Origin of the sequence: Sphingomonas sp. AOB5 (assembly GCF_029433115.1) — a bacterium.
In the GTDB taxonomy this organism is placed as follows: domain Bacteria; phylum Pseudomonadota; class Alphaproteobacteria; order Sphingomonadales; family Sphingomonadaceae; genus Sphingomonas.
The window spans coordinates 1-25477 of sequence record NZ_JARNTV010000049.1; the positions used below are offsets into that span (position 1 = coordinate 1).

At 65.7% G+C, this 25477-nt stretch carries 19 protein-coding genes; 11 read left to right on the forward strand and 8 right to left on the reverse strand.

Going from position 1 to position 25477, the window contains the following annotated elements:
- The 4 genes from P1X14_RS16705 to P1X14_RS16720 form a co-directional block, all read left to right on the forward strand.
- Positions 1–892: hypothetical protein (locus P1X14_RS16705; RefSeq protein ID WP_277316542.1), on the forward strand; the 892-nt coding region annotated here is incomplete at its 5' end.
- A gap of 50 nt (positions 893–942) precedes the next feature.
- Entirely contained in the window at positions 943–1689 is a 747-nt protein-coding gene (modA, locus tag P1X14_RS16710; protein ID WP_277316560.1) for a molybdate ABC transporter substrate-binding protein, read from the forward strand.
- 1 nt (position 1690) lies between these two features.
- A complete protein-coding gene (modB, locus tag P1X14_RS16715) occupies positions 1691–2380 on the forward strand; it encodes a molybdate ABC transporter permease subunit (protein ID WP_277316543.1) in 690 nt (229 codons plus the stop codon).
- Positions 2370–2975 (forward strand): ATP-binding cassette domain-containing protein, encoded by a 606-nt coding sequence (locus P1X14_RS16720; RefSeq protein WP_277316544.1) that lies wholly within the window; start codon positions 2370–2372, stop codon positions 2973–2975. Before modB ends, P1X14_RS16720 begins: the two co-directional genes overlap by 11 nt.
- Here the strand turns inward: P1X14_RS16720 and P1X14_RS16725 are convergent.
- Both P1X14_RS16725 and P1X14_RS16730 read right to left on the reverse strand, forming a co-directional pair.
- Complete coding sequence (locus P1X14_RS16725; protein WP_277316545.1) at positions 2972–3838, reverse strand: 2-dehydropantoate 2-reductase; 867 nt, start codon at positions 3836–3838, stop codon at positions 2972–2974. The genes P1X14_RS16720 and P1X14_RS16725 overlap by 4 nt on opposite strands.
- A gap of 3 nt (positions 3839–3841) precedes the next feature.
- The gene (locus tag P1X14_RS16730; protein WP_277316546.1) at positions 3842–4348 is read right to left on the reverse strand and encodes a DUF1993 domain-containing protein; all 507 of its coding nucleotides are present in this window, start codon (positions 4346–4348) and stop codon (positions 3842–3844) included.
- Between the two features lie 123 nt (positions 4349–4471).
- On the opposite strand from P1X14_RS16730, the gene P1X14_RS16735 reads away from it, so the two are divergent.
- The 6 genes from P1X14_RS16735 to P1X14_RS16760 all read left to right on the forward strand — a co-directional run bounded on the left by P1X14_RS16735 (position 4472) and on the right by P1X14_RS16760 (position 8728).
- On the forward strand, positions 4472–5398 hold the full coding sequence (locus P1X14_RS16735) for a sulfotransferase domain-containing protein (RefSeq protein WP_277316547.1): 927 nt from the start codon (positions 4472–4474) through the stop codon (positions 5396–5398).
- 172 nt (positions 5399–5570) lie between these two features.
- Complete coding sequence (locus tag P1X14_RS16740) at positions 5571–6200, forward strand: hypothetical protein (RefSeq protein ID WP_277316548.1); 630 nt, start codon at positions 5571–5573, stop codon at positions 6198–6200.
- Positions 6201–6213: 13 nt separating this feature from the next.
- On the forward strand, positions 6214–6732 hold the full coding sequence (locus P1X14_RS16745; protein WP_277316549.1) for a hypothetical protein: 519 nt from the start codon (positions 6214–6216) through the stop codon (positions 6730–6732).
- A 98-nt stretch (positions 6733–6830) separates the two neighbouring features.
- Positions 6831–7394 carry a sigma-70 family RNA polymerase sigma factor gene (locus tag P1X14_RS16750; protein ID WP_277316550.1) on the forward strand — a complete coding sequence of 188 codons (564 nt, stop codon included), beginning with the start codon at positions 6831–6833 and terminating at the stop codon, positions 7392–7394.
- Complete coding sequence (locus P1X14_RS16755) at positions 7387–8082, forward strand: anti-sigma factor (protein ID WP_277316551.1); 696 nt, start codon at positions 7387–7389, stop codon at positions 8080–8082. Before P1X14_RS16750 ends, P1X14_RS16755 begins: the two co-directional genes overlap by 8 nt.
- Before the next feature lie 85 nt (positions 8083–8167).
- The gene (locus tag P1X14_RS16760) at positions 8168–8728 is read left to right on the forward strand and encodes a fasciclin domain-containing protein (protein ID WP_277316552.1); all 561 of its coding nucleotides are present in this window, start codon (positions 8168–8170) and stop codon (positions 8726–8728) included.
- Between the two features lie 121 nt (positions 8729–8849).
- Here P1X14_RS16760 and P1X14_RS16765 read toward each other — a convergent pair whose 3' ends face one another.
- From P1X14_RS16765 to rpoB, 5 genes are all read right to left on the reverse strand, one after another.
- Positions 8850–9917 (reverse strand): PepSY-associated TM helix domain-containing protein, encoded by a 1068-nt coding sequence (locus tag P1X14_RS16765; protein ID WP_277316553.1) that lies wholly within the window; start codon positions 9915–9917, stop codon positions 8850–8852.
- 4 nt (positions 9918–9921) lie between these two features.
- The gene (locus tag P1X14_RS16770) at positions 9922–12117 is read right to left on the reverse strand and encodes a TonB-dependent receptor (RefSeq protein WP_277316554.1); all 2196 of its coding nucleotides are present in this window, start codon (positions 12115–12117) and stop codon (positions 9922–9924) included.
- 73 nt (positions 12118–12190) lie between these two features.
- The gene (locus P1X14_RS16775) at positions 12191–12757 is read right to left on the reverse strand and encodes a hypothetical protein (RefSeq protein ID WP_277316555.1); all 567 of its coding nucleotides are present in this window, start codon (positions 12755–12757) and stop codon (positions 12191–12193) included.
- Positions 12758–12781: 24 nt separating this feature from the next.
- The gene (gene rpoC, locus P1X14_RS16780) at positions 12782–17074 is read right to left on the reverse strand and encodes a DNA-directed RNA polymerase subunit beta' (RefSeq protein WP_277316556.1); all 4293 of its coding nucleotides are present in this window, start codon (positions 17072–17074) and stop codon (positions 12782–12784) included.
- Between the two features lie 78 nt (positions 17075–17152).
- The gene (gene rpoB / locus P1X14_RS16785) at positions 17153–21310 is read right to left on the reverse strand and encodes a DNA-directed RNA polymerase subunit beta (RefSeq protein ID WP_277316557.1); all 4158 of its coding nucleotides are present in this window, start codon (positions 21308–21310) and stop codon (positions 17153–17155) included.
- Between the two features lie 489 nt (positions 21311–21799).
- Here rpoB and P1X14_RS16790 point away from each other — a divergent pair, with 489 nt between their 5' ends.
- The gene (locus P1X14_RS16790; protein ID WP_277316558.1) at positions 21800–23077 is read left to right on the forward strand and encodes a hypothetical protein; all 1278 of its coding nucleotides are present in this window, start codon (positions 21800–21802) and stop codon (positions 23075–23077) included.
- Positions 23078–23141: 64 nt separating this feature from the next.
- Here the strand turns inward: P1X14_RS16790 and P1X14_RS16795 are convergent, their stop codons facing one another.
- Positions 23142–25136: an acyltransferase family protein gene (locus tag P1X14_RS16795; RefSeq protein WP_277316559.1), complete on the reverse strand. Its 1995-nt coding sequence runs from the start codon at positions 25134–25136 to the stop codon at positions 23142–23144.
- Between the last annotated feature and the right edge of the window lie 341 nt (positions 25137–25477).

Genomic DNA, 25477 nt, shown 5'->3' on the forward strand with positions numbered 1-25477 from the left:
GCCTTCACGCCCGCCGATGACCGGTGCCGCGCCGCAGGTCCGCTATCAGGGACCGGCGATGAGCATGAGCATGCGGCCGATGCGCCCAATGGCGCCGATGGGGATGGCCGCGCCACCGCGCTCGCGCAGTGGCGGATGGGGCGGCATTGCGGCGCTGGTCGCGCTGCTCGGGGTCGGTCTGATGACGCAGGATTACTGGCGGCCGATGATCGCCGGGCTGGACAGCGTGGTTCAGTCCGCCGACGCGGCTGCGATCCCGCCGCTGGACGTCTCCAACGCCACGACCGCCGCGACGCCCGATGCCGAGGTGGCCAGCTTTGTCGAGCCGCGCGACTATCTGGTGCTGCCCACCGGCGGCGCGCTGACGGTCGCGCTGCGCAAGGGGCCGGGCGAGGGCTTTCCGGTGATCAACCGGCTGAGCCTGCATGACTCGGTGATCGGCCGCGGCGTGCGCAAGAGTCGGGACGGCAAGAACTGGGTGTGGGTCACCCGTTCGAGCGACGGCATGGCCGGGTTCCTGAGCGAAGAGGCGCTGCTGCAACGGGCACAACCCGGCGCCATGGCGGCCAATGCGGGGCGCGAGATGTGCGCGGGCGGCGAGCCGTGCGACGAGCAGGAAGTGGCGGCCGGCAAGCGGGCGATCGAAGCGCGTTACGGCGAGTTGCTGACTCAGGCCCAGGGGTTCGACCGCGCCTATCTCTCCGATGGCCAGCGACTGTGGGAAACCCAGCGCGGCCGGTGCGAGGCGGTGTCGGATCCGACGCCGTGCCGCAAGGCGCTGGACACGCGGCGTATGGCCGATCTCGAGGGCTGGCGGCAAGCGGGTAACGGCAGCGGCGGCGGCACCGACGCGGTGCGCCCGAGTCCCGGATCGAGCGCCTCGTTGCGTTGAGGCGCGGCGCGGGCCAAGGTCCGCGCATGGAACGCCGCACTTTCCTTTCGATGACGCTGATGGCCGGGCTGTTCGGCGGTACCGCAGCCTTTGCCCAGTCGCGCAAGCCGCCGCTCGTGCTGGCTGCGGCCAGCCTGCAGGAATCGATGAACGCTGCTGCGGACGCCTGGGCGGGCAAGGGGCATGCGCGGCCGGTCATCTCGTTCGCAGCCTCCTCGGCACTGGCGCGGCAGATCGCGGCGGGCGCGCCGGCCGACCTGTTCGTCTCGGCCGACGAGGAATGGATGGACGATGTCCAACGCCGCGGGCTGATCGTCCCCGGCACGCGTGCGGACTTTCTCGGCAACCGGCTGGTGCTGGTGGCGATCGCCGGCGATCGCCGGAACGTGCTGCTCGGGCGCGGATCGCCCATTGTCGGGATGCTGGGCGACCGGCGGCTGGCGATGGCCGATCCGGACTCGGTGCCTGCCGGTCGCTATGGCAAGGCCGCGTTCGTGCAGTGGGGGCTGTGGCCCGCACTGGCGCCCAAGGTGGTGCGGGCCGAGAATGTCCGCGCGGCACTGGCGTTCGTCGAGCGCCGGGCGGCTCGATATGGTGTGGTCTACGCCACCGACGCGCGGGCATCGCGCAAGGTGCGTGTCGCGGGTATCTTCCCGGCGAACAGCCATCCGCCGATCCGCTACCCGATCGCACGGCTAAAGGCTTCCACCAGTCCGGACGCGGAGGGATTCCGCCGCTTCCTGATCTCGCGCGAAGGCAAGGCGATCTTCGCGCGCTTCGGCTTTTCCGCGCTCTGACATGCTGACCGCCGCCGAATGGGGGATCGTGTCACTTTCGCTACAGGTCGGCGGGGTGGCGGTGCTGGCAAGCCTGCCCTTCGCTTTCGCGCTGGCATGGGTGCTAGCGCGGGGCCGGTTTCCGGGGAAGATATTGCTCGATGGGCTGGTGCATCTGCCGCTCGTCGTACCGCCGGTGGTGACCGGCTGGCTGCTGCTGCTGGCCTTCGCGCCCGCGGGGCCGTTCGGGGGTTGGCTGGAAAGCTGGTTCGGCGTCAGCGTGCTGTTCCGCTGGACGGGCGCCGCGATTGCCGCGGCGGTGATGGCCCTGCCGCTGATGGTCCGCGCGATGCGGCTGTCCATCGAAGCCGTCGACCGGCGGCTGGAGGGGGCAGCGCGGACGCTGGGTGCCTCACGCTGGCGGACCTTCCTGACGATCACCCTGCCGCTCAGCCTGCCGGGCATCCTCGCGGGTGCCGTGCTCGGCTTCGCTCGCGCGCTGGGCGAGTTCGGCGCGACGATCACCTTCGTCTCCAATGTACCGGGTGAGACCGAGACGCTGCCGCTCGCCATCTATGCAGCACTTCAGGTGCCCGGCGGCGAGGCGATGGTGCTGCGCCTGTCGGTCATCTCGGTGCTGCTGTCGCTGGCAGCGCTGGTGGCGTCCGAACTGATCGCGCGCCGGGCGGGAAGGGGCATGCATGTCCTTTGATCTCGACCTGACCAAACGCATCGGCGAGACCGAGATACGCTGCCGGATCGAAGCGGAGGACGGGCTGACCGTGCTGTTCGGCCCCTCCGGCGCGGGCAAGACGACGGTGCTCAACATGGTCGCCGGGCTGGTGAAGCCGGATGCGGGGCATATCCGCGTCGGCGGCGAGACGCTGTGGGACGGGGCCATCGACGTGCCGGTCGATGAGCGGCGCGCGGGCTATGTCTTTCAGGAGGCGCGGCTGTTCCCGCATCTGCGGGTGTTCGCCAATCTGCGCTACGGCCATCGCGACGAAGGCGCGTCGCTGGGCGTGGACGAGACGATCGCGTTTCTGGGCATCGCGCACCTGCTCGACCGCTGGCCGCGCACCCTGTCCGGCGGCGAGGCGAAGCGGGTCGCCATCGGCCGGGCCTTGCTGTCCAGCCCGCGCTTCCTGCTGCTCGACGAGCCGCTGTCCTCGCTCGACCGTGCGCGGCGCGAGGAGATCATGGGGGTGATCGAGCGGCTGCGCGACGAAGTGAGGCTGCCGATTCTGATGGTCACCCACGACCGCGCCGAAGCCGAGCGGCTGGCGACGCGGATCGTCGAGATCTAGCGCTCACCACCTGCGATCAGCAGTGCAGCCATCGCCCGGTTGAGCGGCGCGGGGATGCCGTGCTTCTCGCCCAGCCGCACGATCACCAGATTGCGCGCATCGACTTCGGTCTGGCGCTTGGCCGCGAAATCGGCGTGGAGCGAATTGACCGATTGCGGGTGGGCACGGCGGGTCCATTCGACCACCTGATCCGCCAGCTTGTCGGGCAGGGTTGCGCCCTCGGCCCGGCCAACCGCGATGCATTCGCGCACCAGCCCGCGCATCACCTCGGCCACTTCCGGATCGTTGGCGACTTCGGCGGCACGCAGGGTGATCGCGCTGACGATGCCCGAACAATTGATCGCCAGCTTCTTCCACGCCGCGGTAACGAAGTCCGGCGTGGTCGCGGCAGCGACGATGGTTTCGGCGAACAGCGCGGCGAAGGCTTCGCCATTGGCATCGTCCGGCACGGTGATGGTGCCGTCGCGGCGCTGGACGATCCGGCCGGGTGCGGTGCGCTCGGCGGGCAGGTCGATGATCACCGGCACGATCCGGTCGCGCGGGACCATCGGGAAGCGCTCGCGCTGCTCGACGCCGTTCTGGATCACCGCAAGCCGCGTTTCCGGTCCCATCAGCCCGGTCAGCCACACCGCCGCGCCGGCGCAATCATAGGTCTTGGTGGTGCACAACACCCAGTCGACCGGCGTGGCCGCCGCTGGATCGGTGAGGATGATCGGTGTCGCGCGGATCGTTCCGGACGGCGTCTCGACTTCGAGGTCGGTCAGCGGCGATCGAGCGCACAAGGTCACCTCATGCGTCTGCGCCAGCCAAGCCGCGAGGGTGCCGCCGATCGCGCCGGCGCCGATGACTGCGATGCGGGCCATGGGTCAGATCCCGCCCAGATAGTCCATCTTGCCCAGCGGCACACCCTTCATGCGCAGGATCGCGTAGGCGGTGGTGATGTGGAAATAGAAATTGGGCAGCGCAAAATTGAGCGCATAGGCCCGGCCCTTGAACGCGAAGCTCTTGTTCGGGGTCTTCAACTCGACATCGGCATCCTCGCGGCCGTTGATCGCGGCGGGATCGACGCTTTCAAGGAAGGCGACGGTGCGTGCGATGCGATCCAGCAGCGCGTCGAAGCTGGTCTCGTTATCCTCCATCGGCACATTGTCGATCTGGGCGAGGCGCACCGCGGTGAACTTCGCCGCGTCGCTCGCGCGCTGAATCTGCGAGGTCAGCGGCGCCATATCCTCGTGCAGTTTCGCGCCGAGCAGCTTTTCGTGCGGAATCCGGTGCTCGTCGGCATGCGCGCGACCTTTCTCAAGGATGGTCGACAGCGCATTGAAGCCACGGATGAAAACCGGGACGGTCAAATCATAGAGTTCGGTAGCCATAGCCGCACCCTATACCATAGGGCGCAAAAAGGAACGCTGCCGAACCGACTTTTTGTTGACCCTTAACCATAGCGTGCCTATCGGCGCGTCGCTCCAAAGACAAAGTGAAAATCGAGAAAGAAAGTGGCGACGATTCCGGCGCTCGCTGGATCGTGGGCGGAATATCCGCGCAAGATACGCGAGATGCACAATCATCATTTCGATTCGACGATCTGGAACGATTTCGCGTTCCGGAGCGACGATGTCGTTGTCGCAACTTATGCGAAGTCCGGAACCACATGGGCGCAACAGATTGTCGGTCAGATGCTGTTCGGCGGCGATCCCGAACTGTGCATCGGTGATCTGTCCCCTTGGCTCGATCTGCGCGTGCCTCCCGCGGCGGAGAAGCTGGGGGCGGTGGCGGCGCAGACTCACCGGCGCTTCCTCAAGACCCATTTGCCGGTCGACGCGCTCGTGTTCAGCGAGCAGGCCAAATATATCTATGTCGGGCGTGACGGCCGCGATGTGCTGTGGAGCCTCCACAATCATCATCTGAACGCAACCGCGGCGTGGTTCGAAGTATTGAACGACACGCCCGGCCGCGTGGGCCCGCCAATCCCCCAGGCCGATCCTGACATCCGCGCGTACTTCTGCGGCTGGCTCGAAACCGGCGGCGGGCCCTTCTGGCCTTTCTGGGAAAATGTCCGCAGCTGGTGGGCGGTCCGCCATTTGCCCAACGTCCATTTCGTGCATTTCGAAGCGCTGAAGCGCGACATGGCAGGCGAGATGCGCCGCATCGCGGACTTTCTGGAGATCGAGGTCGATCCGGCGCGCTGGCCGGCGATCGTCGAATATTGCGGGTTCGACTGGATGAAGGCCAACGCCGCCAGGGTCGCTCCGGCAGCCGGCGCTTTCTGGGAAGGCGGCGCGGAGACCTTCATCCACAAGGGCATCAACGGCCGCTGGCGCGACGTGCTGAGCGTGCGCGAGATCGCGGAATATGAGGCAAGGGCGCTGCTGGAGTTGGGACCGGACTGCGCGCACTGGCTGGCGACGGGCGACCCCGCCTGAAGCCGCCGGGCACCGGGTCCCGGCCTGCCATGCGGGGCCGCGCGGCCGGGATCCGGACCTTCGATCAGCTTTGCCCCGCCTGTCGCGATGTGACAGAAAAATGACGCGTATAAAGTAACTTGCTTCCTCCGCTTTTGCTGGACTAGACTGGCAACGGAGAGGGTGGGGACCCATGAAATCTAGTTACTACGCGCTGAGCTGCGCGGTTATGCTGTGTGCGCTCAATGTCACGCCGGCTTGTGCCCAGACTGCCGGGGCAAGCGCCGCTGAAGCTGCGCCAAGTCTCGCTGCGCAGGTCGCGGCTGCGCCGGTGGCGATCCGCCTGCCGATGAACACGTCGGTCCGGTTCGAATTCGTCACCGAGCTCAATTCGAAGACCAGCAAGATCGACGAGATGTTCCCGATCCGCCTGATCACGCCGATCGTGATCGACGGCCGCATCGTCGTGCCGGCCGGTGCGATGGGCGAGGGACAGGTGGTTCACGCCGCCAAGGCCGGCTGGGGCGGCAAGGCAGGCGAGCTGACCGTCACCGTCCGCTATGTCGAGCATCAGGGGGTGCGCATTCCCTTGCGGCGGCTCCGCATGGGCGAACCCGCCATCGGCGATGACCGGACGCAGGAAGCCTTTGCGGTCACATCGGTGATCCCGCTGGCCGGCTTCGTCATGAATGGCGGCGAGAAGACCATCGTTCCCGGCACCCGTGCCCATGCGATCATTTCCGCTGACACCGATCTGCCTGCGCCGGTGCCCGAGCCAATTGCGGCTGTGCCGGCCGTCACGGCGACTACGACTTCAAACTGAGGGGAAGACGACAATGAAGAAGATCGCACTGGTGAGCCTGGCCGCACTGGCCGGGATGACGGCCGCAGCGCCCGCAATGGCGCAGGAAGCCGTCGCCACCACCGCCGTTGCCGCACCGGCTTCGGACTTCGAGCCGATCACCACCAAGTCCGGCACGATCGGCGCGCCGCCCGCGGGCAAGGCGCAGATCGTCTTCTGGCGTCCGGGTACCTTCATCGGCGCGGCGCTGGGCTGCACCGTGCGTGAAGGCGAAGGCACCGAGGAAGTGCAGATCGCGCGCCTCGGCTCGGGCAAATACTGGGTGCATGTCGCCGAACCCGGCAAGCACACCTACTGGACCACCGGCGAAGCCACCGACAAGCTCAACATGGAGCTGGAGCCGGACGAGACCTATTATGTCCGCTGCGCCATCGGCATGGGCGTGATGTCCGGCCGCGCCCAGGTTTCGCCTTCGGATCGCGCAACCTTCGTGTCGCGCGCGAAGAAGATGAAGATCTGGGAGAAGAAGGACGACAAGGAAGAGAAGAAGTAAGCCGCGCAAGCCGCTGAAACGCTTCGAGCCGTCGCCGGGAATGCCCGGCGGCGGCTTTTCTTTGCCATCCACCCGTCCGCAGGGTTAGGTTGCCCATAATGGGCAAGAGCGCGGATTCGGGGCGGGCAAGGCTCACACAGGCGCTGGCGCGGGTTGCCGATGGCGATCGTGCTGCGCTCCGCGAAGTCTATGATCTCACCTCCGCGAAACTTTTCGGCGTGTGCCTCCGTATCTGCCAGGACAGGCAGGGCGCAGAGGATATCTTGCAGGACGTGTATCTTAAGGTGTGGAACCGGGCGGGCCGCTTCGATGCGGAACGGGCGAGCCCGATCACCTGGCTCTGCGCCATCGCCCGCAACACCGCGATCGACGCGCGCCGGGCGAGCGGCGGCGCGGTGTTGGTGCCCGAGGAACTCGCTGCCGAAGTCGCCGACGATCGCGCCACCGCGCCCGAACTGATCGCCGCCGATCAGGACCGCGCCCGCATCTTCGAATGCCTGGACGGGCTGGAGGAGAAGCAGGGCAGGGCGATCCGCGCCGCCTTCTTCGACGGGCTGACCTATGCGCATCTGGCCGATGCGATGAAGGTGCCGCTGGGCACGATGAAGAGCTGGGTCCGGCGCGGCCTGATGCAGCTCAAGGTCTGCCTGGGCGATGGCTGAGGCGGCGATGACCCCCGAGGAACGCGACACGCTGGCCGGCGAGCTGGCGCTGGGTGTGCTCGAGGGCGAGGAACGCGCGCAGGCGCTGCGGCTGATGCTGACCGATGACGGTTTCGCGGCGGAGGTCGATGCGTGGCGCGACCGGCTCGAACCGCTTTGCCTCGGCTTCGGCGATGTGGCCCCTTCGAACCTGTGGCCGTCGATCGAGCGCAGGCTCGGCACCGGCGGTAATGTCCGTGCGCTGCGCATCTGGCGCTGGAGCGCGATCGGATCGGGCGCGCTGGCCGCGTCGCTTGCGGCGGTGTTGCTGTTCCGTCCGTTGCCCCAGCCGGTCGAGATCGTCCGCATGCCCGACAAGATGGCGGTCGCGCAGCTTGCGGGCGGGGAGGGCGCCACCTTGCTCGCCGCCAATTACGATCCTGTTGCGGGCGAATTGCGCATCCGCGCGGTCACCATGCCGACGAGCGAGCTGGCGCCCGAGCTGTGGGTGATCCCGGAAGACGGCGTGCCGCGCTCGCTGGGCCTCGTCTCGGCTGAGGGCATGAGCAAGATGACCGTGGCCGAGGGGCATCGCAAGATGATCCATGACGGCGCCACGCTGGCGATCACCATGGAGCTGCGCGACGGCGCCCCGCACGCCGCGCCCAGCAGCGCGCCGATCGCCGCCGGAAAAATCTCCACAATCTGAACGGGAGCTGCATCCGCAGCGCACCCGGCCCCGTAGCTTCCTTCGCAACCCGCCCCCCGGGGTTGCCAGTAGAGGAAGCCAGAACATGAAGCGCCACTTCAAGACACTCGCGATTGCCGCCGGTTCGCTGATGCTCGCCAGCGGTGCCGCCGCCGCCATGCAGGATTATCCGATGGTCGGCGGAGCCGCGATGTATCCGACGAAGAACATCGTCGAGAATGCGGTCAATTCGAAGGATCACACCACGCTGGTGGCGGCGGTGAAGGCTGCCGGGCTGGTCGATACCCTGTCGGGCCCGGGGCCCTTCACCGTGTTCGCGCCGACCAACGCGGCATTCGCCAAGCTGCCCGCCGGCACGGTCGAGACGCTGGTCAAGCCGGAGAACAAGGCGACGCTGACCAAGATCCTCACCTACCATGTCGTGCCCGGCAAGATGAGCGCGGCGATGCTGGCCGACAATGCGAAGAAGCATGGCGGCAAGGCGATGCTGACCACCGTTCAGGGCGAGAAGCTGACCGTCACCAAGGGGCCGGACGGCGCCTGGTGGGTGGTCGATGCCAAGGGCGGCAAGGCGAAGATCACCATCGCCGACGTCAACCAATCCAACGGCGTGATCCACGTCATCGATTCCGTGCTGATGCCGTAACCCGATCCCATGGGACGCTTCCCTCCCCGGGCTGCGTCCCCAGTACCCGCCGGCCATCCCCCCCCGGCCGGCAATGCGTAAGGAGCCGCCGCTCGCCCACCCGCGAGCGGCGGCTTTCTTTTCAGGTGCGGCGCGGCTTCATGCGCGGCCGCTTGAACCAGAAGCTCCACACGGCGAGGCTGCCGAGCAGCGCCATCGCCAGACCCGTCAGCGTCATCACCAGCCGATAGGCCAGCCCGCCCACCTTCGCGGCGTGGAGCGGATAGGCGGTGTTGAACACATGCGCGCCCATCGGCATCGCCAGCGCGTCGCGCGCTGCCAGAAGCTCGCCGGTCGCCGCGTCGAACCACAGGGTCGTACGGCCATTGGGCAGCCATTCCTGCTGCTGGCGCATCCGCAGCGCGATGGGATCCCCAGCCTTTCGCGGCAGCGAGAGGATGCGGAACTCGGCACCGGGGAAGCGCTTCTCCGCGGTCTCCAGCAGCGCACGCCAGTCGAGATCGGGATTGAGCGGCCCGCCCTTCAGCTTGGGCACGGCCATCGCCTTGTCCACTTCGGCGGGCGAGGAGAAGGGCGCGATCACGATCGCCTTGACGGGATCGAAGATCATCATCGTGCCGGTCAGCGCGGCGAGGAACAGCAAGGGCGCCATCACCACGCCCAGATCGCGATGGTGCATCACTATCGCCGGACGGCTCATCCGCGCGGGCCACAGTCGGAACTTGAAGGTGCGCCGTGTGCGCCACCACAGGATCACGCCGGACACGATGAAGAAGATCGCGCACAGCCCCGCAATGCCGATAATCGTCTCGCCGAAATCGCCGGTGAAGAGGTGATGGTGGAGATCGAAGATCCACAGCTCGGGCCGCTGCCACTGGCTCTGCCAGCTGGTGACGATATTGCCCGCCTGATCGGCATAGGCGCCCGCTTCGCGCCCGATGCGGAGCTGGTGCAGCCCGAAATCGGGATTGGCATAGACGATGCCGCTGGCCTTGCCGTTCGCGCCGTCCAGCAGCCTGTCGGTCGCCGTCGCCAGCATGCCGGCGTCGCGCACCAGCGCATCGTCGCCATGCGGCAGCATCACCCAGGCATTTTTGTGCACCAGGATCGCGCCGGTCAGCCCCATCACGAACAGGACGAGTCCGATCAGCCCGCCGGCCCAGCGGTGAAGAAGGTCGAGCGTCTTCATCCGGTTAGAAGCGATAGTCCCAGCCCAGGGTCAGCGTCCGCCCGCGCCCCGCGAAGAAGGCGAAATTGTCGGTCGGCAGCCGCGTGTCCGAGCTGTAATCGATATATTGCTTGTCGAAGAGGTTCGTCGCGCTGAGCGTCAGATTGCCGAAGCCGGTGTCGTAGCGCACGGTCGCGTCGGTAATCGCATAGCCGCCGAAATTGTTGCGCTGATCCGGGTTGGCCTTGCCGTGGAAGGTCCGCGACAGGAAATATTGCGTCTGGACCAGCCCCGAGAAGCGCCCGCGCGCGAAGCTGGCGGACAGGTTCAGGCGATCGGGCGAGATGTTGGTGCCGTCCAGATCGGTATCCACCACGCCGTCCGGGCTGGCGCTGTCGCTGTCGTAGCGGCCCTTGAGATGGGCATAGCCGATGTTGAACCGCAGGCCCTCGATCGGCGTGCGCACGCCCAGATTGACCTCGAGGCCCTCGATCTCGACCCGCTGGCGCTGGACGTCGAAGATGCCGCCCGAATTGGCGATCAGCAGCTGACCCTTGTCGCTCGACGACCAGAAATAGGTGACGCTGGCGTCCAGCGGCCCGCGCTTCACTTCGGCACCGATCTCGCGATTGTTCGAAACGATCGGGGCGATGTCGAGATAGGTGTCGATATCCACGCCGGTCGCGCTCACCGCGCGGGTGATGCGGCCGACATCGGGGACGGTATAGCCCTCGGCATAGCTGCCATAGAAGCGGATGCCCTGCACCGGCTCCAGGATGATGCCGCCATTGACCAGCACGTCGGAGAAGGTCGGCGATCCGCCCGACACCGCGACGCCGCCATAGGTGGCCGGATTGTTGTTGCGGAAGGTGGTCGAGGCCAGCGTGTGGTAATCGTCCACCGTGATCTTGACGTTCTCGTAGCGCACGCCGCCCGCGATGCGCAGCTTCTTGTCGAACAGCGCCAGATTGGCCTGGGCGAACGGCGCATAGCTGCGGAAATCGGTGGGCGGCACCCACACGCGGTCGGTTGCGATCAGGCGTTGCTCGGTGCTGTCGTGCAGCGCGTCGAAGCCCAGCGTCACGGTCAGATCCTCGAAGCCGGGAATGCCGCGCTCATAGCTGATCTTGCCACCGATCTTGCGCGAACGGTTCTCTGACTGGTCGAACAGCGTGCCAACCGGGGCGATGGTCGGATCCTGGAAGGTCGCGATCGGATTGACCTCGCCGCCAAACGTGTCGTGCGTGCGGTTGAAGAAGACCTGGCTGACGAAGTTGCCGCCGCCCAGATCGGTATCGGTCAGCGACAGCGCCAGGCTCTCGGTGCGGCTCGCACCCGGCACGCCCGGCGGGGTGCCGCGCACCGCGCTGGTGGGAATGCCGGTGGTGCGGTTGCCGGCGATCGCGACATAATCGCCATCGCCCTTCAGTTCGAAGCGGCTGGCGATCAGGTCGAGCCGCATCGTCTCCGTCACCGCATAGCCGAAGCGGCCGAAGATCGAGAGCGTGCTCGAATCCTGGCTCTCACCCTGGGTCAGGTTGATGCCGATGCGGCGCCCGTCGGCGTCGTAGAAGGCGCCGCGCTTCTCGTACGCAGCACCCACCGTCGCATCGAAGCGGCCCGCGCGATACTGGACGAGGCCCGCGGCCTTGTAGCCCAGCGCGTCGCCCGCGAAATTGTCGTTGCTGCTGCCCTGCAGCAAGACGCGGCCCGAAACGCCTTCCTGCTTCGGCGCGCCGACCGTCACCTGATTGACGATGCCGCCGGTGCCGCCAATCCCCTGCAGCGCGTTCGATCCGTAGATCAGCTCGACCCGATCGACGAAGAAGCCGTCGATGGTGAAGCCGTCACGGCTGCCGTCGCGCAGCGGGGTCGACTGGGGAATGCCGTTGATCGCGTAGAGCGGCGAACGCCCGCGCAGCGTCTCGCCCGCGCCCGACAGCTTCTGGCGGGTAGGGGAGAAGGACGGGGTGAGGTTGGCGACCGCATCGGTGACCGACCCCGACATGCTGATCTGCTGGTCCAGCGCATTCTTGTCGATCACGTCGATCGTCAGCGGCAGCGCCGAGGGCGGCAGGATGGTGCGTGCCGCGGTGACGACGATCTCGTCCTCCTTGGTACCATCCTCGTCCTTGGCCGGACCAGCCTGAGCGAGTGCCACGCCCGGGGCGAGCAGCGCGAGAGCAACAAGGGGCAACGAGAAGCGGGTGCGACGGGTCATATCTGTCTCCTGCTGCGGCTGCTAACAGGAGGTCGGAGCTAATGCAAACCATTCGCATTAATGCGAGTGTCCCTTATCGAGGCTTCGATAGCGCCGCGTGCATCACGCTGAGTTCCATCGCTACGAACGCACCGGCAATCCATAGCCAGAGGACCTCCGGATCGAGCCAGTTTTGCAGCAGCCCTATGGGGAGGGGCCCGAGAATGAATACGGCGCGAAGCCAAAGCAGGGCGGGAGACCCGGCCCGGCTACCGAACAGCCCCCACTCCGGATCGCGAAACTTCCTCGCGCGCCCTGGCCAAGGATCATTGCCCTGCGCCTCTCGATTTACGGCATAGACGCCCTGCCGATAGGTTCGGCTGAAGAGCATTCTCACGAATAGCAGCACGGCCGTTCCGCCGGCCAGGATCGTGACCGGGAAGACGATGGGGCGCACGGCATCGAACAGGATGCTTGCCACCGATACGATCCCCGCAAAGGCAGCGATCCAGAAGCTGGCCCGTTTGAGTTCCGCGTCCATCATCGGCGTTTGTACCGGGCTTTCAGCCTGCGCCAAATCCCGTTCAGCATCGGGAGACCGGCCAGAGGCAAAAAGAAAACCGCCGCCCGGCATCCCGGACGGCGGCTTCTCGTTCTTCAACGCTCGCGCGCTGAACTCAGCGGATCACTCCGCTTCGTTCAGATAGTCGCCTGCGTCCGCATCGGTGCCATGGCCCGATGCGACGACAGCGGCCAGCGCGTCCTCGCCGGTGCCGCCGGCGTCACGTGCCGAGCGGGCCAGTTCGGCGGCATGCTCTTCTGCAGCCGAATTCGGCGCGATCAGCGAAGCGGCAAGCGCCCGCTGCTGCACGCGAAGTGCGGCGTCACGCGACGAAGCAGCCACGCGCAGGCGGTTCATGCCCGCACCGGTGCCCGCCGGGATCAGGCGACCGACGATCACGTTCTCCTTCAGGCCGTTCAGCATGTCCTGCTTGCCCTGGACCGCCGCCTCGGTGAGGACGCGGGTGGTCTCCTGGAACGACGCCGCCGAGATGAAGCTGCGGGTCTGCAGCGACGCCTTGGTGATGCCCAGCAGGATCGGCTTGCCCTGCGCAGGGCTTTGACCCGGCGCGAGCTTGGCGTTCTGCTCGTCCATTTCGTCACGATCGAGCTGCTCGCCCACCAGCAGGGTGGTGTCGCCGGACTCGATGATCTCGACCTTCTGCAGCATCTGGCGAACGATCACCTCGATGTGCTTGTCGTTGATCTTCACGCCCTGCAGTCGATAGACTTCCTGGATTTCCGACACGAGATATTCCGCGAGCGGCTCGATGCCGAGCACCTCGAGAATGTCGTGCGGATCGGGCGAACCGCCGATCAGGTTGTCGCCACGCTTCACGTAGTCGCCTTCCTGAACGTCGATCACCTTCGACTTCGGAACCAGATACTCCACGACCTCGCCGCCGTCCTCGGGCTGGATGCCGATCTTGCGCTTGGCCTTGTAGTCCTTGCCGAACACGACGCGGCCCGAGACCTTCGCGATGATCGCGTTTTCCTTGGGCTTGCGTGCTTCGAACAGCTCGGCGACGCGCGGCAGACCGCCGGTGATGTCGCGGGTCTTCGCGCTTTCACGCGAAACACGGGCGAGCACGTCACCGGCCTGGACCTGCGCACCGTCCTCGACCGAAAGAACCGCGCCTGCCGCCAGCATGTAGCGGCCGGCTTCCTCTGCGCTTTCACCGGTGAGGGTGAGGCGCGGACGAAGGTCTTCCTTCTTGGCCGAGACGCCACGGTTTTCCGTGACGACGCGCTGGGTGATGCCGGTGGCCTCGTCGGCCTGTTCGGTCATCGTCTTGCCTTCGATCAGCTCGACATACTTCACGATACCCGGGTTCTCGGTGATCACCGGCATGGTGAACGGATCCCATTCCGCCATGCGGTCGCCCTGCGAGACGATGTGACCATCGTCGAACAGCACATAGGCGCCGTACGGGATGCGGTGCACCGCCAGCTCGCGGCCGTCCATGTCGACGATCGCCAGCTCGGCCGAACGCGAGGTCACCACGCGGCGGCCACGCTGATCGACGATGATGCGCACGTCGCGGAACTCGACCTTGCCGTCCGAAGTGGCTTCAAGGTTCGACTGTTCGTTGAGCTGTGCCGCACCGCCGATGTGGAAGGTACGCATGGTCAGCTGCGTGCCCGGTTCACCGATCGACTGCGCCGCGATGACGCCGACGGCTTCGCCGATATTCACCGGCGTACCGCGGGCCAGATCGCGACCGTAGCACTTGCCGCAGACGCCGATCTTCGCTTCGCAGACCAGCGGCGAGCGGATCTTCATCCCCTGGATGCCGATGGCTTCGATCTGCGCGATCATCGGCTCGTCGAGCAGGGTGCCCGAAGCGATGACGACTTCGCCGGTCTTCGCATCGACCACGTCTTCCGCGGTCGTGCGACCGAGAATGCGCTCGCCGAGCGAAGCGATGGTCGAACCACCCTGCACGATCGCGCGCATTTCCAGCGCACGTTCGGTGCCGCAATCATTCTCCATGATCACGCAGTCCTGCGACACGTCGACCAGACGGCGGGTCAGGTAACCCGAGTTCGCCGTCTTGAGCGCGGTGTCGGCCAGACCCTTGCGGGCGCCGTGGGTCGAGTTGAAGTATTCAAGGACGGTCAGGCCTTCCTTGAAGTTCGAGATGATCGGCGTTTCGATGATCTCGCCCGACGGCTTGGCCATCAGGCCGCGCATGCCGGCCAGCTGCTTGATCTGCGCCTGCGAACCGCGGGCACCCGAATGGGCCATCATGTAGATCGAGTTGATCGGCTTCTCGCGGCCCTTGTTCGGGCCGTCCTCGTAGCGCTTCACCGCCTTGATCTCGTCCATCATGGCGCTCGCCACCTGGTCGCCGCAACGGCTCCAGGCGTCGATCACCTTGTTGTACTTCTCCTGCTGGGTGATCAGGCCGTCCTGATACTGCTGCTCGTAATCCTTCACGAGCGCGCGCGTCTCATCGACCATCGCGTCCTTCGAGTCCGGGATGATCATGTCGTCCTTGCCGAACGAGATGCCCGCCTTGAACGCGTGACGGAAGCCCAGTGCCATGATCGCGTCGGCGAACAGCACGGTCTCCTTCTGGCCGGTGTGACGATAGACCTCGTCGATCACGTCGCCCACGTCCTTCTTGGTGAGGAGGCGGTTGACGGTCTCGAACGGCACGCGGTGCGACTTGGGCAGGGTCTCGCCCAGCAGCATGCGGCCCGGGGTGGTCTCGTACCGCTTGAGGTAGGGCTTGCCTTCCTCGTCGGTCTGCGGAACGCGGCTGATGATCTTGGTGTGCAGCGTCACCACACCGGCGTCGAGCGCCTGGTGCACTTCGGCCATATCACCGATCAGCATGCCTTCGCCCGGCTCGCCTTCCTTCAGCATCGACAGGTAATAGAGACCCAGCACCATGTCCTGCGACGGCACGATGATCGGCTTGCCGTTCGCGGGGGACAGGATGTTGTTGGTCGACATCATCAGGACGCGCGCTTCCAGCTGGGCCTCGAGGCTCAGCGGGACGTGCACGGCCATCTGGTCGCCGTCGAAGTCGGCGTTGAATGCCGAGCAGACCAGCGGGTGAAGCTGGATCGCCTTGCCTTCGATCAGCACCGGCTCGAACGCCTGGATGCCCAGACGGTGAAGCGTCGGCGCGCGGTTCAGCATGACCGGGTGCTCGCGAATGACTTCGTCGAGGATGTCCCAGACTTCCTTGCGCTCCTTCTCGACCCACTTCTTGGCCTGCTTCAGGGTCATCGAGAGACCCTTGGCGTCCAGACGGGCGTAGATGAACGGCTTGAACAGCTCGAGCGCCATCTTCTTCGGCAGGCCGCACTGGTGCAGCTTCAGCTCCGGACCGGTCACGATGACCGAGCGGCCCGAATAATCGACGCGCTTGCCGAGCAGGTTCTGACGGAAGCGGCCCTGCTTGCCCTTGAGCATGTCGGACAGCGACTTCAGCGGACGCTTGTTGGCGCCGGTGATCGTACGGCCGCGGCGGCCGTTATCGAACAGGGCGTCGACGGCTTCCTGCAGCATGCGCTTTTCGTTGCGGACGATGATGTCCGGCGCGCGCAGCTCCATCAGGCGCTTCAGGCGGTTGTTGCGGTTGATCACGCGGCGATACAGATCGTTGAGATCCGAAGTCGCGAAGCGGCCGCCGTCCAGCGGCACCAGCGGGCGCAGCTCGGGCGGGATGACCGGGATCACGTCGAGGATCATCCACTCCGGACGGTTGCCCGAATCGATGAACGATTCGACGACCTTCAGGCGCTTGATGATCTTCTTGGGCTTCAGTTCCGACTTGGTGACTGCCAGCTCGTCGAGCAGCTCCTTGCGCTCGCCCTCGAGGTCGAGGTCCATCAGCATGACCTTGACGGCTTCAGCGCCGATGCCGGCCGAGAAGGCGTCTTCGCCATACTGGTCCTGCGCGTCGAGCAGTTCGTCCTCGGTGAGGAGCTGGAACTTCTCGAGCGGGGTCAGGCCCGGCTCGGTGACGATGTAGCTCTCGAAGTACAGCACGCGCTCAAGCTGCTTGAGCTGCATGTCGAGCAGCAGGCCGATGCGCGACGGCAGGGACTTCAGGAACCAGATGTGCGCGACCGGGGCGGCCAGCTCGATATGGCCCATGCGCTCACGGCGGACCTTCGAGACGGTGACTTCGACGCCGCACTTTTCGCAGACGATGCCCTTGTACTTCATGCGCTTGTACTTGCCGCACAGGCACTCGTAATCCTTGATCGGACCGAAGATGCGCGCGCAGAACAGGCCGTCACGCTCGGGCTTGAACGTGCGATAGTTGATGGTTTCCGGCTTCTTGATCTCGCCGAACGACCACGAACGGATGCGGTCCGGCGAAGCGATACCGATCTGGATCTGGTCGAAGGTCTCCGGCTTTGCCACCGGGTTCGCGAAGTTGGTCAGTTCGTTCATTTCTTTTTCCCTCAGGAGGGTAAAATCTCAGGCGAAGGGTAGGGGAGGGCGCCGCCCGAAGGCAGCGCCCCGGGTCCCTTATTCCGCTGCCTCGGCCGTGATGCCGTCGGCATCGACCTCGGGCTCGTTGGCCTTGAGTTCGACGTTGAGGCCCAGCGAGCGCATTTCCTTGACGAGCACGTTGAAGCTCTCCGGAATGCCGGCCTCGAAGGTGTCGTCGCCCTTGACGATCGCTTCGTAGACCTTGGTGCGGCCGACCACGTCGTCCGACTTCACCGTCAGCATTTCCTGGAGCGTATACGCCGCGCCATAGGCCTGGAGCGCCCACACTTCCATTTCACCGAAGCGCTGTCCGCCGAACTGCGCCTTGCCGCCCAGCGGCTGCTGGGTGACGAGCGAGTAAGGCCCGATCGAACGCGCGTGGATCTTGTCGTCCACGAGGTGGTGGAGCTTCAGCATGTAGATGATGCCCACGGTCACCTTGCGATCGAACGCATCGCCGGTGCGGCCGTCATACAGCGTCGACTGGCCCGACGTATCGAGGCCTGCCAGCGTCAGCATGTCGGACACGTCGGCTTCGCGCGCGCCGTCGAACACCGGGGTACCCATCGGGATACCGGTCTTCGTGTTGTTCGCCAGTTCGATGATCTGGCTGGCATCGCGTGCGTCGATCTCGGCGGCGTAGTGATCGCCATAGATCTCCTTCAGGCGATCGCGGACGACCTCCGGCATGGTACCGGCAACCGCGTCCGGATTGGCTTCGCGCCAATCCTCGAGCGCTGCCGAAACCTGCATGCCGAGGTTGCGCGCGGCCCAGCCCAGATGGGTCTCGAAGATCTGACCGACGTTCATGCGCGAAGGCACGCCCAGCGGGTTCAGCACGAGATCGACCGGGGTCCCGTCGGCGAGGAACGGCATGTCCTCCGCCGGCAGGATGCGCGAGATGACGCCCTTGTTGCCGTGACGGCCGGCCATCTTGTCGCCCGGCTGCAGCTTGCGCTTCACCGCGACGAAGACCTTGACCATCTTGAGCACGCCCGGCGGCAGCTCGTCGCCACGCTCCAGCTTCTCGCGGCGATCGTGGAACTTGTCCGTGATGCGCTTGACGGCTTCGTCATACTGCGCACGCACGGCTTCCAGGTCGCCCTGCACCTTGTCGTCGGCGACGGCGAACTTCCACCATTCGTGACGATCGACGCTGTCGAGCAGATCCTGATCGATTTCGGCGCCCTTCTTGAGACCCTTGGGGGTCGCAGTGGCGGTCTGGCCGATCAGCATCTCGCGAAGGCGCGACCAGGTCGCACGGTTCAGGATGTTGCGCTCGTCGTCCGAGTCCTTCTTCAGGCGCTCGATCTCTTCGCGCTCGATCGCCATCGCGCGCTCGTCCTTGTCGATGCCGTGACGATTGAAGACGCGAACGTCGACGATCGTGCCCGACACGCCCGGGGGCAGACGGAGTGAGGTATCGCGGACGTCCGAAGCCTTTTCGCCGAAGATCGCGCGAAGCAGCTTCTCTTCCGGGGTCATCGGCGATTCACCCTTGGGGGTGATCTTGCCGACCAGGATGTCGCCCGGCTCCACTTCGGCGCCGATATAGACGATGCCCGCCTCGTCGAGGTTGCGCAGTGCTTCCTCGCCGACGTTCGGGATGTCGCGCGTGATGTCCTCCGGCCCCAGCTTGGTGTCGCGGGCCATCACTTCGAACTCGTCGATATGGATCGACGTGAACACGTCGTCCTTCACGATCCGCTCGCTGATGAGGATTGAATCCTCATAGTTGTAGCCGTTCCAGGGCATGAACGCGACGAGCGCGTTACGGCCCAGCGCCAGCTCGCCGAACTCGGTCGACGGGCCGTCGGCGATGATGTCGCCGGCGTTGACGATCTCGCCGACCTTCACCAGCGGGCGCTGGTTGATGCAGGTCGACTGGTTCGAACGCTGGAACTTCATCAGCGTGTAGATGTCCACGCCGCTTTCTTCCGCCGACACGTCGCCGGTCGCGCGGATGACGATGCGGGCGGCATCGACCTGATCGATCACGCCCGAACGGCGTGCGGCGATGGCCGCACCCGAGTCACGCGCAACGGTCTCTTCCATGCCGGTGCCGACGAAGGGCGCTTCCGCCTTCACCAGCGGCACGGCCTGACGCTGCATGTTCGAGCCCATCAGTGCGCGGTTCGCGTCGTCGTTCTCCAGGAACGGGATCAGCGAGGCCGCGACCGAAACCAGCTGCTTCGGGCTGACGTCCATCAGCGTGATGTTGTCGGGGATCGCCATCAGGAATTCGCCTGCCTGACGCGACGAAACCAGATCTTCGGTGAAGCCCTTCGAGCCATCGAGGTCGGCGTTCGCCTGCGCGATGGTGTGCTTGGCCTCTTCCATCGCCGACAGATAGACGACGTCGTTGGTGACCTTGTGATCCACGACCTTGCGGTACGGCGTCTCGATGAAGCCATACTTGTTGACGCGGCTGAAGGTGGCCAGCGAGTTGATCAGACCGATGTTCGGGCCTTCCGGCGTTTCGATCGGGCAGATGCGGCCATAGTGGGTCGGGTGAACGTCGCGGACTTCGAAGCCTGCGCGCTCACGCGTCAGACCGCCCGGTCCAAGGGCCGAGACGCGACGCTTGTGGGTGACTTCCGACAGCGGGTTGGTCTGATCCATGAACTGCGAGAGCTGCGACGAACCGAAGAACTCGCGAACCGCGGCAACCGCCGGCTTCGCGTTGATCAGGTCGTTCGGCATGACGGTCGAGACGTCGACCGAGCTCATGCGCTCCTTCACGGCGCGCTCCATGCGGAGCAGGCCGACGCGGTACTGGTTCTCCAGCAGCTCGCCCACCGAGCGGACGCGGCGGTTGCCGAGATTGTCGATATCGTCGACGTCGCCCTTGCCGTCCTTCAGGTCGACCAGCGTCTTCACGACGGCCAGGATGTCCTCCGCGCGCAGCGTGGTCATCGTGTCCGGCGCGTCGAGTTCGAGGCGCATGTTCAGCTTCACGCGGCCCACGGCCGACAGGTCATAGCGCTCCGGATCGAAGAACAGGCCGCCGAACAGCGATTCAGCGGTTTCCAGCGTCGGCGGTTCGCCGGGGCGCATGACGCGATAGATGTCGCTCAGTGCCTGCTCGCGCTCCTCGGCCTTGTCGGCAGCGAGGGTGTTGCGGATCCACGGACCGGTCGAGATGTGATCGATGTCGAGCAGCTCGATCCGGTCGATGCCGGCCTTGTCGAGCTTTTCGAGATTCTCGGCCGAAACTTCGTCGCCGGCTTCGATATAGATCTCGCCCGTCGACTCGTTGATCAGGTCATAGGCCGAGTAGCGGTTGAAGATTTCCTCGGTCGGGATCAGCAGCGTCTCGAGACCGTCCTTCTGCGCCTTGTTGGCGGCGCGCGGGCTGATCTTGGTGCCGGCGGCGAAGATCACTTCGCCCGACTTGGCGTCGACGATGTCGAACATCGGCTTCGCACCGCGCCAGTTGGCGGGGTCGAACGGGATCTGCCAGCCGTTCGGGCCGCGGACATAGGTCACGCGGTTGTAGAAATAGTTGAGGATCTCTTCCGAGTTCAGGCCCAGCGCATACAGCAGCGTCGTCACCGGCAGCTTGCGCTTGCGGTCGATACGGACGTTGACGATGTCCTTGGCGTCGAACTCGAAGTCCAGCCACGAGCCGCGATACGGGATCACGCGCGCAGCGAAGAGATACTTGCCCGAGGCATGGGTCTTGCCGCGGTCATGATCGAACAGCACGCCCGGCGAGCGGTGCATCTGCGACACGATGACGCGTTCGGTGCCGTTGATGAAGAAGGTGCCGTTGCCCGTCATCAGGGGCATGTCGCCCATATAGACGTCCTGCTCCTTGATATCGAGCACCGAGCGGGCTTCCGTATCCGGATCCACCTCGAACACGATCAGGCGAAGGGTAACGCGCATCGGCGCCGCATAGGTGATGCCGCGCTGACGGCATTCCTCGACGTCGAACTTGGGCTGTTCGAGTTCGTAGGTCACGAAGTCGAGCTCGGCGGTGCCGGCGAAATCGCGGATCGGGAAGACCGAGCGCAGGGTTTTTTCCAGGCCCGACACATAGCCGATCGAAGGATCGCTGCGGAGGAACTGTTCGTAGGATTCGCGCTGAACCTCGATCAGGTTCGGCATCTGCACCACTTCGTGGATGTCGCCGAAGACCTTGCGGATGCGGCGCTTCATCGTGCCGCCTTCAATCGCCTTGGTTGCCATGGGTCTTTTTTGCCTCGTCAGCCGTGTATTTCGGTGCCCCTGTCCGGGGCCGGGACGTGCGAAAGGACGCGAAAAAGCCGCTCGACTTCCTTGCGGAATTCGGCAGCTCCAGCGTCCTTACAGAAACCCCAACCCCAATACGATCGACACGCTGCGCGACGGCGCGTCATTTCCCGGAGCTGTGGTGTGGGTGCGCATATAGGTAGCGTGTTGGAAACTGTCAAACGGCTGCAGAGCGCCTGTTCGCGACAATGAGCGAATGGGGTCTAGGTAAAATAAAGTGGAGAGTATCCCTAGAATATTTCGGGTACGATCCGAATTTGCAAGCACAGTTATAATGCTCGCGCGCGAGGTTCATTGAACACTCGAAACAATGATCGGTTCCATTGTGACCTTTGCGCAACGAAAATATCGTCTCGTCGTCAATTAATCTCGATTCATCGCGATGGTTCGGAGCCTGATACGGGTTCCATTCATTTAACCTGCGTCATGAAGAAGAAACCTGTAACGCTTAGCCCCCGCGCCGCGCTGTTTATCGGTGCCGCGCTCCTTGCAACCCCCGCGTTCGCTCAGGACGCGCCAACCCAGACCGTCACCCCGCCGCCGGTGGTGAGCACGACGCCGGCAACCCCGGCTCCGGCTCCCGCTGCACCTGCGCGGGTGATCCAGTTCGATCCTGCAACGCCGCAGGTCCAGACGGTTCCGGCCACCCCCGAACCGGCAACGGCCGAGCCGCGTGCGCGGACCACCAGCACGACCACGAGGACCCAGACCCGCACCCAGCCGCGCCCCACGGTGACGCGCCAGACCACGAGGACGACTGCTCCGGCCGCTCCGGCGCCCGAAGCCGCTGCTCCGCCGGCAACTCCGGTTGAAACCACGCCCCCGGTCGAGGCCATTGCACCGCCGCCCGAGACTGTGGCTCCGGTCGCCGAAACCACGGAGACCACGACCCAGACGAGTGAAGCCGCCACGACCCAGACGGCCCTGTGGCCCTGGATCGCCGGTGGTGCGCTGATCGTGCTGGCCGCGCTTGCCTTCCTGTTCATGCGCCGCCGTCGCGAGGAAGAAGAGGAAGTCTATTACGAGCCCTATGTCGCTTCGGAGACTGCGGGCGATCCGGAACTTATCGCGGCGCGTGAGGCGCGTGAGGAGTATCGCGAGGAAATCGGCCTGGCCGAGTCCATCCCCGCGGCGATCCCGCTGGCAGCCGAGCTGCCGGAGACGATCGAGGATGCCGAGATCGTTCGCGCCGATGCCGACGATCTGGCGGGTCTCACCGCCGCGGCGCCGGTCGCCAAGCGTCCGTGGCTCGAATTCGGCATGCGTCCGGTTCGCGCCGGTACCAGCCTGGACGAGGCGCTGGTCGATATCGAGCTGACCGTGGCCAATGCGGGCGACATCGATGCGAAGGACGTCCGCATCTCGACCTTCCTCCTTTCGGAGACCGAGGCGAGCGAGATGGAGAATATGCTGCTCGACCGTCCGGAAAGCTCGGTTCCGCCGGTCACCATCCCGGCCGGCCGCGGCACTCGCGTCGACGCCACGCTGGCGCTGCGCAAGGACGGACTGGACGAGAAGTTCACGCCGGTGGTGGTGGCGGATGCCCGCTACACCATGGCCGATGGCAGTGAGGGCCGCACCTCGGCCACCTTCCGTGTCGGCCTGTGGAACGAGGGTGAGGGTCTCGAGCCGATCGATACCCGCGACCGGGAGATGCACCACAATGTCGCGGCGGAACTGCACGGGGTTCCGGCCCACGCCTGATCCCGCGACGATCGCCAACCTTGGCACCAACCCGGCCCGTCCCTCCCTGCGAGGGGCGGGCCTTTTACTGCCGGTGCGCCGCGAGGATCGCGTCGCGCATCGCGGGATAGAGCAGGTCGTTGCCATGACCGCTCAGATGGTCGCCGTCGAAGAACAGCGGTCGCCCGCCCGACACCGCTTCGCAGGTCGCGCCGGGGCAGAGCAGGGGGAAGGGATCCCACACGCGCGTGCCCAGCTCGCCCATCGCCCGCAGGATCGGTGCGCGGCGCGCCTCCAGCTCGGCGCGGGACATGGTCAGCCCGCCGCGGCAGATCGGGCTGTTGCGGTTGAACCAGTCGGAGCAGCGGAAGGGCGGGGAAGGGAGTACCGGCTTGGGCGCTTCGAAAATCGCGGTCACCTTGCTTGCCGCCAGTGCCGCCAGCGTCCTGCGCGCCTGCGCCATCGTTTCTGGCGACACCGATGCCGGGAACTGGTGATAGGTATCCGACCCGTCGAACTGGTTGATCAGCCGCATGATCCGCAGCCCGGGCAGGAAGACGACATCGCCCTTGCGCGCCTTGCCGCCGATCTCGGTCAGCAGGGCGGCTTCATAGTCGCTGCAGGTGCCGCTGGTCGGGATCGCGTCGTTCAACCGCAGGAAGGGGCAGCCGGACTTGAACCAGGCGCGCACCGTGATGCCCTGTTCCGCCGCCAGCCGCGCATAGTTGGGTGCATAGGCGAGGTTATGCGAATCCCCGATCGCGAACAGCGTGAAGCCCGCGGGCGTCGTCGTGCAGCCTTCCGGGATCCAGCTGGTCACCTTGCCGCCATGGAAGCCGGCGACTTCCTCGCGCACCCGGCACTTGCCCGCCGGGACCGGCCGTCCGCTCTCGGCATACCAGTCCGCGCGGTTGGCGGTGACGCTCAGCGTGATCCGGTCGTGCAGCACGAACATCGCCGTGCCCGCCAGCATCGCGATCAGCGTCGCGCCCAGCATGCGCTTCACCACGCGCGGACGGGGCAAGGCGAGCAGGCGCTGGCTGGTGCGCAATGGCTGCTCGACCAGCAAATAGGAGGCGATGCTGAGTGCGATCGACAGCGCCAGCGTGGCAAGCTGCAGCGGCAGCGTGTCCAGCCCGCTGGTCCAGCGGAACAGCACGAACACCGGCCAGTGCCACAGATAGAGCGAGTAGGAGAGCTTGCCCGCTGCGACCATCGGCCGCGTCTCGAACAGGCGCGCCGTCACCGATCCGGGCTGCGCGCAGACCAAGGCGATCAGCGCCGCGGTGCCCAGTACCGGCAGCAGCGCGACCGGGAAGGGGAAGGTCTTGGTATAGGGAATGGCGAAGCCCGCGGCGATGGCGGCCAGCGCAGGCAGGGCGATCCATCCGCGTGCCGCAACCCAGGGCTGCCAGCGCGGCAGCGACAGGCACAGCAGCATGCCCAGCCCCAATTCCCAGAAGCGCGTCGGCATCAGATAGAAGGCAAGACGCGGCTGGATGTGCGACAGGACGGCGCACAGGATCAGGCTGGCTATGCTCAGCCACGCGACCAGCCGGAAGGCATCCCGCTTGCCCTGCAAATGCCCCCAGATCAGGAACGGGAACAGCAGGTAGAATTGCTCCTCCACGCCCAGTGACCATGTGTGGGTGAAGGGATTGAACGACGCCTGCGGGCCGAAATAGGTGTCCGAATCCAGCGCCAGTGCGATGTTGCTCAGGCCGGCAAAGGCCGAGACGCCGGTCTGCGCCACGCTGCGGCTGAGCCACGCATCGGGCACGAACAATTGCGTCGCGAGGATCGCCACCAGCAGCATCGCGATCAGCGCAGGCATGATCCGCACCAGCCGCCGTGCATAGAAGAAGGCGAGCAGCTCCTTCAGGCTGGCGAAGCTCCGCCCAGTCATCGATCCGGTGACCACGAAGCCCGAGATCACGAAGAAGATGTCGACTCCGGTGAACCCGCCCGGCAGCGCCGCGGGCCACAAATGGTAGAGCACGACCGATGCCACCGCGATCGCGCGCAGCCCGTCGATCGCCGGGATATACCCGCTGCGCTGTTCGCTCTGTCCGCCGCTCACGTCTGGAAAGTCCCCTCGTCGGGTCCTCCTACCCGGCTTGTCGGCGAACGGGAAGCTGCGCGCGGCGAACCGATCGCGGCTTGCAGCTATTGTTCATGTTGGGCTGCCTACGTCTGTAATCGTGAAGTCAGGGAGACACTGGATCGGGGGACTGACGGGGGCCGCCTGTATGGCGCTCACGCCGTACGCCTATGCGCAGGAAACCCCGGCACCCACGCCCGCGCCATCGCCTACGCGCGCGCCCGCAATCATCACCCTGCCGGGGACCGAGCGGTTCAGCCTGCCTGGGTCGGGCACGCAACCCGCGCCTGCGCCAGCCCCGACACCGACGCCGAGTGTCC

Bases quoted from the DNA above. Each gene is read 5' to 3' on its own strand.
- P1X14_RS16725 (WP_277316545.1), bottom strand. From the start codon at position 3,838: ATGGCCCGCATCGCAGTCATCGGCGCCGGCGCGATCGGCGGCACCCTC.
- rpoC (WP_277316556.1), bottom strand. From the start codon at position 17,074: ATGAACGAACTGACCAACTTCGCGAACCCGGTGGCAAAGCCGGAGACC.
- modB (WP_277316543.1), top strand. From the start codon at position 1,691: ATGCTGACCGCCGCCGAATGGGGGATCGTGTCACTTTCGCTACAGGTC.
- P1X14_RS16770 (WP_277316554.1), bottom strand. From the start codon at position 12,117: ATGACCCGTCGCACCCGCTTCTCGTTGCCCCTTGTTGCTCTCGCGCTG.
- P1X14_RS16755 (WP_277316551.1), top strand. From the start codon at position 7,387: ATGGCTGAGGCGGCGATGACCCCCGAGGAACGCGACACGCTGGCCGGC.
- P1X14_RS16720 (WP_277316544.1), top strand. From the start codon at position 2,370: ATGTCCTTTGATCTCGACCTGACCAAACGCATCGGCGAGACCGAGATA.
- P1X14_RS16730 (WP_277316546.1), bottom strand. From the start codon at position 4,348: ATGGCTACCGAACTCTATGATTTGACCGTCCCGGTTTTCATCCGTGGC.
- P1X14_RS16750 (WP_277316550.1), top strand. From the start codon at position 6,831: ATGGGCAAGAGCGCGGATTCGGGGCGGGCAAGGCTCACACAGGCGCTG.
- rpoB (WP_277316557.1), bottom strand. From the start codon at position 21,310: ATGGCAACCAAGGCGATTGAAGGCGGCACGATGAAGCGCCGCATCCGC.
- P1X14_RS16745 (WP_277316549.1), top strand. From the start codon at position 6,214: ATGAAGAAGATCGCACTGGTGAGCCTGGCCGCACTGGCCGGGATGACG.
- modA (WP_277316560.1), top strand. From the start codon at position 943: ATGACGCTGATGGCCGGGCTGTTCGGCGGTACCGCAGCCTTTGCCCAG.
- P1X14_RS16760 (WP_277316552.1), top strand. From the start codon at position 8,168: ATGAAGCGCCACTTCAAGACACTCGCGATTGCCGCCGGTTCGCTGATG.
- P1X14_RS16765 (WP_277316553.1), bottom strand. From the start codon at position 9,917: ATGAAGACGCTCGACCTTCTTCACCGCTGGGCCGGCGGGCTGATCGGA.
- P1X14_RS16790 (WP_277316558.1), top strand. From the start codon at position 21,800: ATGAAGAAGAAACCTGTAACGCTTAGCCCCCGCGCCGCGCTGTTTATC.
- P1X14_RS16740 (WP_277316548.1), top strand. From the start codon at position 5,571: ATGAAATCTAGTTACTACGCGCTGAGCTGCGCGGTTATGCTGTGTGCG.